The organism is Streptomyces sp. NRRL F-5123 (assembly GCF_000721495.1).
In the GTDB taxonomy this organism is placed as follows: Bacteria; Actinomycetota; Actinomycetes; order Streptomycetales; family Streptomycetaceae; genus Actinacidiphila.
The window spans coordinates 1-226 of the sequence record NZ_JOHY01000227.1 but is presented as its reverse complement, the minus strand read 5'-3'; the positions used below and the strand labels follow the sequence as shown (position 1 = coordinate 226).

The window sequence follows — 226 nt, the reverse complement described above, 5'->3', positions numbered from 1 at the left end:
GAACTCCGACACCGCGTCCACACCCTCCGACACCGCGCGCCACAACCCGTCCGGCGACTCGATCCCGCCCGGCAGCCGGCACGCCATCCCCACGATCACGATCGGATCGTCACCCGTGCCGACAGATGTGGGACTGGGCGCGGCAGCAGCCGGAACTGCGGTGGTGCCCCCGATCTGCTCGTCCAGATAGCCCGCGAGCGCGTGGAGCGTCGGGTAGTCGAAGACC

Annotated in this window: 1 protein-coding gene; it reads right to left on the bottom strand. The window is 70.4% G+C overall.

Features of this window, described 5'->3' with window-relative positions; all coding sequences use genetic code 11:
• Positions 1 to 226: beta-ketoacyl synthase N-terminal-like domain-containing protein (locus IH54_RS41205; RefSeq protein ID WP_043183802.1), on the bottom strand; the 226-nt coding region annotated here is incomplete at both ends.